Source organism: Bacillus sp. AP8 (assembly GCF_000321185.1).
GTDB lineage: Bacteria > Bacillota > Bacilli > Bacillales > DSM-1321 > Bacillus_AD > Bacillus_AD massilioanorexius.
On record NZ_CAPG01000095.1, the window covers coordinates 1 to 9167 of the forward strand.

Genomic DNA, 9167 nt, shown 5'->3' on the forward strand with positions numbered 1-9167 from the left:
AAGTGGAAGCTTTTTTTTATTGGCTGTATCGAATTTCAATCCGTGACAATAACTTTAATCTATTCGTTCTGCACTGTGGAGCTGGAAGTTGCGTCTTTCTTGCTCCTCCCACAAGAGTCTGACAGATTTACAGCCATTTTTTCTTCTTAACAATCGATCGTAACTTATAATAAAGACACTATATTTTGAAAATAGATCTCTCTCTAGCTTTGAATATTAGGTTCATTCAATATGATATGCTTGATAAATATCCCTTTTCTGTACATTACGATCCTTCGCAACTTGTTTAATCGCTTCTTTACTGGTGATATTTTTCTCTTCTATATAATAATCAACGTGTTCGATTATTGAGAGATTTTCCCACCATTGTTCTGATATATTTTCTTCTAGCTCTGAACCACCCTCAACAATTAAACAAAATTCGCCACGTATTTCATTGTCTTTTATCCATTGGATCACACTTTCAAGATCACCACGTATAAATTCCTCGAATTTTTTAGTTAATTCTCTACACAAGACAATTTGACGGTTTCCTAATATCTGAAGCATGAATTGAATCGTCTCTTTTAATCGATGAGGTGATTCATATAAAATGAAAGTTGATGAAATAGACTTTAATTTCTCTAACTCTTTTTTCTTATTCTTTGAACTTCTATCTAGAAACCCATAAAAATAAAAAGGTTGTGGAGTGATACCAGATGCAATTAAGGCAGTTAAAGCAGCATTGGCACCCGGTAGAGGAACAACGGAAAGACGTTCCTGAAGTGCTTGCTGCACTAACTCATACCCCGGATCTGAGATCGTTGGCATTCCAGCATCACTAACTAACGCTACAGTTTGTCCATTTTTTAATCGATCAATCACCTGTTTTCCGCTAAACTGTTTATTATGTTCATGATAACTTATTATAGGCGTTTCGATTTCAAAGTAATTACAAAGCTTTTTTGTATTACGAGTATCCTCTGCTGCGATTACATCTGCTTCCTTTAAAATTCTTATCGCTCTAAAACTCATATCTTCTAAGTTTCCAATCGGAGTTGGCACCAAATAAAGTATTGGCTCTTCTCCTTCTTTTGCAAAGCTATGCTGTTGCCACATAGTCTGTTCTGCTCCTTTACAATCATCTAACGAGTAATAGTTCTTCTATTCATATCAATTATACGTTTTTTATCTTATACTCTTTTTGTTTTCTAGTAAGTTGCTTAAAATAATATTCAGCTTTCATTGCTTCCTGTTTTGTTTCATAGCATTCTTTATAAATCAAACGAACAGGGGTACGGCCTCTGGTATATTTCGCACCTTTACCTTCATTATGCATATTTATTCTTTGTTCTAATCGATTCGTATATCCTGTATAGTACGTACCATCCTTACATTCGAGTACATACATATAATGTTTATTCCCCATACAGCATCTTTCTTGCTTCTTGAGTATATTCATTATTTTGGTCGTATACAATAAAAGGAGGCAATGTCTTTAAATCTGGTTTTCCATCTTTAATTCCTTCTATTAATATGGTGTTTGCTTCTTTTCCTGCCATTGGATAGATAAACTGTAATCGTTTTGGTTCTAATCGATATTGCCTCATTAATAGTAAAATATCCATTAATCTTCCTGGTCGATGAACAAAAGCTGCTTTCCCACCTTGCTTTAATAACTGACTACTTACTTTAATTACATCCTCTAAGGTACACATTATTTCATGACGCGCTATAGCATAGTGTTCATTTTTATTATGCTCGTCTGTTTTTGGCGTAGGAAAATAAGGTGGGTTACACGTAACGACATCATATTTAGAATGACCAATTTCTTGAACGATTTCCTTTAAATCACCATGTACCATCTTTATTTGATCATTTAACTTATTGTAATTAACACTACGAATAGCCATATCGTATAGTCTTTGTTGAATTTCAACACCGGTAATATTTGCTCTAGTTCTCGGACTTAGCAGTAATGGAATAACTCCATTACCAGAACATAAATCAACAATTTGTCCTTTAGAAATTGGAACCGATACAAACCGTGCAAGTAAAACGGCATCTAAAGAAAATGAAAATACCGAAGGACTTTGTATAATGCGTAAATCTTCTGCTAGTAAATAATCTAGCCTTTCATCACCTATTAACATTCTTAAATGCGCACCTCATTTTAAATCATTCATTTGCTTTTAAAAGGGACATAACCGCTTCTTTTCGTTATCGTCTATATAAACAACAATTGCCTTCTTTTTTAAAAGCTTCTAAGACAGAGACTTATAGACAATTGCATTTTCGTTCCCGATAACGACTTATGATCCTTTTCTTACTTACAAAAAAACCTTCCGTTTAAAAGGAAGGCTTGCTATTTTTTATTTAAGAAAGAGAGACAAAATAGGCAATCGCCTTCTTTTCTAGGACTTCCAAAATGCAAGTTACAAATGTGAAATCCTTCCTGATATAATCGAGCAAGATTATCATAACCTTCTCCAATATCTATTCCTTTGTCCTCTTTATTTTCTTGTCTTGCTTTTTTCTCTTTAGAAGAGGGATTTTGTTTCTTTTTATCAACAAATTGATCCAAACGTCTTCGTAAATGTTCATTTTCAATTGCTAATAAGTTATTCTCCTCTAATATCTCAGCAACATGGTACTTTAACTCTCCTAGTTGCTTATATAATTGTCCAATTTGTACTTCCATGCTACTGACAGAATCAAAAATTTCTTTCTTATCCATGTATGCTCACCACCTTAATAATCTGTGGCTTGAATAGAAATGGCTCCCTCATTTAGAATTTCTTCCAAAGTGAACTCCAACACACGACCTTGTTCGACAAGTTCCACTTGAAGTACTCTTTCTAGAATATTTAGCCCCACTACCTTGCCTGTTCCATTCGGAGTAGTAACCATCTCTCCAAGATCAGGAAGCTGTTCTTTTGCAGTTTCATACTCGTCATTTTCATATTTTAAACAACACATTAATCTACCACAAAGTCCTGAAATTTTAGTAGGATTCAGTGATAAATTTTGATCTTTTGCCATCTTGATAGATACTGGCTCAAAATCTCCTAAATAAGTAGAACAACAAAGCATTCTACCGCAAGGACCTATACCACCTAACATTTTTGCTTCGTCACGAACACCTATTTGTCGTAATTCAATACGTGTTCTAAAGATAGCAGCTAAATCTTTTACTAATTCCCTAAAATCTACACGACCATCTGCTGTAAAATAAAAAATAACTTTATTTCGATCAAAAGTATATTCGACATCAATTAGTTTCATATCTAATTCATGTTCTTCAACCTTTTGATTACAAACTTCATATGCCTCTTTTGCTGCACTCTTATTTTCTTCTACAATCAGTCGATCCTTTGAATCAGCTATTCTTAAAACTTTCTTCAATGGCAATACAACATCATGTTCTTCTACTTGTTTCCTAGCAATTACTACTCTTCCAAATTCAATTCCGCGTGCTGTCTCTACGATGACAAACTCATCCTTTGGAATTTCGAAATCTCCTGGATCGAAGTAGTATATTTTACCCGCTTTTTTAAAACGGACTCCTACTACATCATACAAAGGATGATCCCTCCTGCAAATTCAACACTAGCTGTTCCATAACTAGCTGTGGATTTGTATTGGACATGAGCCTTCTCTTCGCCTCAAGAATTGCTTCTAATATAAATGCAATTTTTCTTTGTGGATATTGAAGGGCATATTTTTCTAAAGTAGATTTCTTATTTACAAAAATAAGATTTTCATACTTGTCCAACTGAATATATAATAAATCCTTATAGATAAGAAGTAAAAAATCTAATCCGCGATTTACTTGCTCTTTATCCTTGAAATGTGTAAACCATTCGTCTTGGAGATATAACAATGCTTTCATGGAGTCTTGGCTTAGTACTTCATACAATTTTAACACTATTCTTTGAGCTTGTGCAAACCAATCATCTAAACTTATTTGTAAACCTTCATCAAAATTATTAGTTAACTGAGAAACAAGAAGAGCTGTTTGCCGATCTATACCCTCTTCTTCTAATTTTTTCATTAAAATTTGGGAAGATACCGGCTGAAACTTAATAAGTTGACATCTTGATAATATTGTAGGTAATATTCGCTGTGACTGCTCTGTAATAAGAATGGCAGTCGTATCTGAGGATGGTTCTTCTAAAAACTTTAGCAAGCTATTTGCCGCTTGTACAGTAATCTTTTCTGCTGAATCAATAATATACAATTTACGATCAGATTCTACACCTTTTTTAGAAAACTCCTCTTGTAGTAATTTAATTTGTTCTTTTTTAATAGATAAACCATCCGGCTCTATTAAATGCACATCTGGGTGATTTCCATTTGAAATTCGGCGACAATTCGCGCATTGATTACACGGTTTATCTTGATCATCTGCAGCATCACAATATATGCTTTTTGCAAACAAAAGACTCGTTTCTTTTTTTCCTGTAGCATTCTCACCTTCAAATACATAGGCATGAGCTACACGATTTTTTCGAATACTATTTTGAAGCATTTGATAAACTTGAGGTTGTATATCTTTTAGCTCATTCCAAGTATGAATCATAACTTTCTTTCACTACCTTAAGTATATAAATTAATAAGTAAACCTTTAATTTCTCCCACTTGTCCCAATATCTCCAACGAGTCTTTTTCTTGGTTCATAACACTTTCTGTTAATTGTACAAGCTTCTCGTCTATCGTTTGAACAGTTTTTAATTGTCTACTTTGACCATATTGATTCCAGCTTTGAGATTGCTTAAGCTCCATACCGAAATCAACAGCTTCTTTAACAAACTTTTTTACTAAAGTCTTATATTTAGCTAAATCTTTAAACGTTCTTGAACGAATTAGTCGATCTCCTGCGCCTTCAACATCTACTAATAATTTATTAAGTGCATCAAATTGCATTTTTTGATTATGCTTTTCCACCATTCCTGAAAAACGGGAATTAACTGTATTTGAACTCTTTGGTTCCTTTACAATTTTTTCAAGCTTAATAGGAATTTCTTGATTTATTTTCATAAATAGGCCTCATTTAATTAAAATTGATGAAATTCTTCGACAGGAAGAACGAAAACAGTTGCTCCTCCAACTTGTACCTCAACTGGATATGGCATATAGGAGTCTGCATTACCTCCCATAGGAGAAACAGGTGCTACAAGTTGTCCACGTGATTGACAATTTTCCTTTATTACTTGCAAAGCTTTATTAACTCGTATTTCTTCAGTTCCTATCATGAATGTTGTATTACCAGATTTTAAAAAACCACCTGTAGTTGCTAGCTTTGTTGCCCTAAAATTATGCTCTACTAAAGCCGAAGATAAACGGTTGCTATCCTTATCCTGGATAACGGCAATAATCATTTTCAACAAAAGCACCTCCTGGTTTTATCCATTCTTTTCCGGTTATTTCTGTTCCTATTATATCAAGCTTTAAAGTATTTTTCTTGTTATACCATAATTATACTGAATATTTCATTTATATACTCGCTTTATCTAAAAAATTTTTTATTAACACAAGAGAGTCTTCAAATACTTTGTCGATGGCCTGTGAAGCATCTACCGTTTGAATACGATCAGAGAAGCGGTCCACTAACAATAAATAACCTTCTCGAACTTTCTGATGAAATGAGAGCTTTTCAATATCTAGTCGGTTAACTTCCCGATTGCTATTTGATTGAATGCGTCTTAATCCCTCTTCTGGTTTTATATCATAATAAAGAGTCAAATCAGGCATTTGATTTCCAATAGCGAAATGATTAATTTGATAAACTTCATCTATTCCTATGCCTCTTGCATATCCTTGATAAGCTAGAGAACTATCGATAAAACGATCACATAATACAATATATCCTTCATCTAAAGCAGGTAGAACCTTTTCTACTAGATGTTGTCTTCTAGCAGCTGCATATAATAATGCTTCTGTTCTTTCATCCATCGTTGTATTTTCTTTTTTTAATACGACTTCACGAATTTGCTCTGATATGGTAATGCCACCTGGTTCTCTTGTATGTAAAACTTGATATCCCTCTTGCTGTAAACGTTCATACAGCATACTCAAAATAGTTGATTTACCAGCTCCATCTGGTCCTTCAACTGTTATAAAAGTGCCGCGTCTCATGAGTTGACCTCCAATAAATATAGTAAAGCTTTAATCGATATGGTATTTGGTCATTCTCTATCGATTATTAGCTGAATCATGTCAAGTTCTTATTACTGTTGATTGCTTTTTTAAATCTTTTAACGTCTTCTTTCCTATTCCATTTAAACAGAATAAAAGCTACATATAATTATACAATATATACATTCATGAATGACTTTACACATATACTAGAATTTTTCTGTTTTTTATATGGCTACCACCATGAAACTTTGCTCCTAAAGCTACTATTTTTTGCAAATATTCTATTTTAGTTTTTGTTATTTCTTCACCGTTTAATATATAAGGAATTCCAGGAGGATATGGTGTAATCGTTTCAGCAGCAATATAATTTTCTGCTTCATTAAAGTTCACATATTCTTTTTTCCTATCATTCATCTCGGCAAAAGATATTTTTAATTCCGTAAATACTTCATCCTCGAACCCTACATGTATCGGTTCATTATACGGTTGATTTCTCTTTTTTAAACATTCGATAGACTCTTGTAAAGACTGTACTATCTGTTTATATTGAAATACTTCTCCATTTTTCAAAATAGGCAAAATGAATAAGATATTTCGAGGGTCAGCTAACTCACAAAATATTTGATGTTTTTGTAACTCTGCTTGTAATTGATAGCCTGAAAAGGTGCCATCAGTTTGAATCGTAATTCTTAACATATCATAAGATTCCGCCTGATGCTGTAAAATCTTTATTCCAGATATTTTTTGAACTTCATTTTTGAAATCAGTAATTATTGTTTTTGTATAAGTTAAATCAGCTTCCGTTAGAGTACCTAAATAGGAACGTGCTAAATCTAATGATGCCATAATAGGATAAGAAGGACTACTAGATTGGAATATTTTCAAATATTGTTCTAATCTATCATAATGAGTGACATGTTTATTTACATGTAAATAAGATCCCATCGTCATAGCAGGTAAAGTTTTGTGCGCAGACTGTACAACATAGTCAGCACCATAAACAAGGCTACTTTTTAAAAATGGCTCGCCAGCTATAAAATGTGCGCCATGTGCCTCATCTACTAAAACAGTTAACCCGTTCATATGTGCGGTTTCAATAAGCTCTTTTATATTTTCACCAACGCCATAATAATTGGGATATGTAAGAATAAGACTTTTAGCTCTCGGGTAAGCCAATATTGTTTGTTCTAAAGATGGAACCGTAATACCTTCAGCCGTTCCCCAATCTTGATTGATATGAGGCTGTATAAAAATTGGTTTAGCCTTCGCTAGCATGATTCCGTGAAGAATCGACTTATGACAGTTTCTTTGAACTAATACCTCATCGCCTTCCCTACAAGTAGCCATGATCATAGCTAAATTCCCACAAGTAGAGCCATTGATAAGAAAATAGCTTTTTCTCGTATTATATAAATTTGAAAGTAACTTTTGAGCTTCTAAAATAGGACCTTCCGGAGCATGCAAATCATCCAATCCTTCTATTTCCGTTGCATCTATTTTTAGAATTTCATTAAAGACACTCTTTCCTTTCTCATGAAAAATAATGCCATTCTTATGTCCTGGCACATGAAATGAAACGGATCTATTTTTTGAAAATGAAAGTAACACATCATATAAAGGTGTATTTTCATGTATATTAGTCATATATGTCATCCTTTTACTTTTACATAATTACAGTTTAACAAATAATATAGTATCCCGATATATTTGTTGAAACAATAACCATTAATCATATGAAAAACTAATCTACTAAATTAATATATTTCATTCTCATTAATAAAGTCTATGTTCTCAAATTTAGTCACCTATAAACTGTTAGTGGGTATAGGTTTTGAATTCTACTTCAGGATGCTCACTTTCCTCGGAGCAAGTGATGAGTCTCCTCGGCAGGCACTATCCCACCTATTGGATCAAGAGTCCTCGCACCTTTCTCTAACCAACCTTAATAAAAGTCCTTTCACTGTTGTATGGAAGGACTTTCACTTTTAAATGGACCATTCATATAGATTTAACAACGGAACGATTTTTGGAGAGATGGGTATTAGTTATATATTTGGGGTTTAGATATTTTCCTCAGTTGTTGTAAGTAATATTTATATTTTGAATCTGACGTATCAGTCTGTATGATTTCTTTTTCACAATCTCTACATACAAATGAAGTATATAGATGTATCCCCTCAAATTTTAATTGTTCACATATAATACATATGTGTTTTTCTGGCTTTGTAGATTTTGAATCCATTTCTCCACCTCCATGCCCTTATTCTTCCCATAATCCCTTTTTGTATACAAATTTTAGAATAAATAATTTATTGTAGATTCATCTTATTTTATTCTATGTTATACGTTAGGCATTCGTGTATGTTTCCATACTTTTTAATAATAATTATGCAAAAGGCGAATTACTTGCTCAACACATAGTCTTATAGGCAATAATTTTCCTAACAAAAAAGACCAACATCTCAGTTGGTCTTTTGCTTTGCCTGGCAACGTCCTACTCTCACAGGGGGAGACCCCCAACTACCATCGGCGCTAGAGCTTAACTTCCGTGTTCGAATGTCGACGAACGATAAGCAGCGAATCTCTTCGTCCATTTCACTCGTTCCGTCCTCATGTACATTGTACATTCCGGGCGTCACTCCTTCATGTCCTCGACCTTCTTGCTTCTCCTTCGTCGGTTTACTATTTGGCTGACCTCTTTATTGTTTAATCCTTCGGATTTTTCTTTTACATACAAAAAAAGACCAACATCTCAGCTGGTCTTTTGCTTTGCCTGGCAACGTCCTACTCTCACAGGGGGAGACCCCCAACTACCATCGGCGCTGAAGAGCTTAACTTCCGTGTTCGGAATGGGAACGGGTGTGACCTCTTCGCCATCATTACCAGACAAATTCTAATGAATAATCAACTTCGCTCTTCATCGTCAGTTTTCCTCACTCACATCCTCACTTATCTAAATAAGCTCCGGTGTTCGCTCGGTCACTTCCTTGAATAGCTCGCTGCTAATTCATTATAAGGAATTTCATTCCTTCAAAACTAGATAACGG

At 33.9% G+C, this 9167-nt stretch carries 11 protein-coding genes and 1 rRNA gene; all 12 read right to left on the bottom strand.

Going from position 1 to position 9167, the window contains the following annotated elements; genetic code table 11:
• Positions 1-222: 222 nt before the first annotated feature.
• A complete protein-coding gene (gene rsmI, locus BN349_RS22270; RefSeq protein WP_019244525.1) occupies positions 223-1098 on the bottom strand; it encodes a 16S rRNA (cytidine(1402)-2'-O)-methyltransferase in 876 nt (291 codons plus the stop codon).
• Positions 1099-1156: 58 nt separating this feature from the next.
• Positions 1157-1408 (bottom strand): GIY-YIG nuclease family protein, encoded by a 252-nt coding sequence (locus BN349_RS22275; protein WP_019244526.1) that lies wholly within the window; start codon positions 1406-1408, stop codon positions 1157-1159.
• Entirely contained in the window at positions 1398-2132 is a 735-nt protein-coding gene (locus BN349_RS22280; protein ID WP_019244527.1) for a tRNA1(Val) (adenine(37)-N6)-methyltransferase, read from the bottom strand. Before BN349_RS22280 ends, BN349_RS22275 begins: the two co-directional genes overlap by 11 nt.
• 212 nt (positions 2133-2344) lie before the next feature.
• Positions 2345-2716, bottom strand: a complete 372-nt coding sequence (gene yabA / locus BN349_RS22285; protein ID WP_019244528.1) for a DNA replication initiation control protein YabA — start codon at positions 2714-2716, stop codon at positions 2345-2347.
• Between the two features lie 14 nt (positions 2717-2730).
• Complete coding sequence (locus tag BN349_RS22290; protein ID WP_019244529.1) at positions 2731-3561, bottom strand: PSP1 domain-containing protein; 831 nt, start codon at positions 3559-3561, stop codon at positions 2731-2733.
• Positions 3554-4561 carry a DNA polymerase III subunit delta' gene (gene holB / locus BN349_RS22295; RefSeq protein WP_019244530.1) on the bottom strand — a complete coding sequence of 336 codons (1008 nt, stop codon included), beginning with the start codon at positions 4559-4561 and terminating at the stop codon, positions 3554-3556. The genes BN349_RS22290 and holB overlap by 8 nt, the downstream gene beginning before the upstream one ends.
• Before the next feature lie 17 nt (positions 4562-4578).
• On the bottom strand, positions 4579-5019 hold the full coding sequence (locus BN349_RS22300) for a YaaR family protein (RefSeq protein ID WP_019244531.1): 441 nt from the start codon (positions 5017-5019) through the stop codon (positions 4579-4581).
• Positions 5020-5036: 17 nt separating this feature from the next.
• On the bottom strand, positions 5037-5366 hold the full coding sequence (locus BN349_RS22305) for a cyclic-di-AMP receptor (RefSeq protein WP_019244532.1): 330 nt from the start codon (positions 5364-5366) through the stop codon (positions 5037-5039).
• A 109-nt stretch (positions 5367-5475) separates the two neighbouring features.
• The gene (gene tmk / locus BN349_RS22310; RefSeq protein ID WP_019244533.1) at positions 5476-6117 is read right to left on the bottom strand and encodes a dTMP kinase; all 642 of its coding nucleotides are present in this window, start codon (positions 6115-6117) and stop codon (positions 5476-5478) included.
• 198 nt (positions 6118-6315) lie between these two features.
• Positions 6316-7764 carry an aminotransferase class I/II-fold pyridoxal phosphate-dependent enzyme gene (locus tag BN349_RS22315; RefSeq protein WP_019244534.1) on the bottom strand — a complete coding sequence of 483 codons (1449 nt, stop codon included), beginning with the start codon at positions 7762-7764 and terminating at the stop codon, positions 6316-6318.
• Between the two features lie 397 nt (positions 7765-8161).
• Positions 8162-8362 carry a sigma factor G inhibitor Gin gene (locus BN349_RS22320; protein ID WP_019244535.1) on the bottom strand — a complete coding sequence of 67 codons (201 nt, stop codon included), beginning with the start codon at positions 8360-8362 and terminating at the stop codon, positions 8162-8164.
• Positions 8363-8891: 529 nt separating this feature from the next.
• Positions 8892-9007 (bottom strand): 5S ribosomal RNA (gene rrf, locus BN349_RS22330).
• Between the last annotated feature and the right edge of the window lie 160 nt (positions 9008-9167).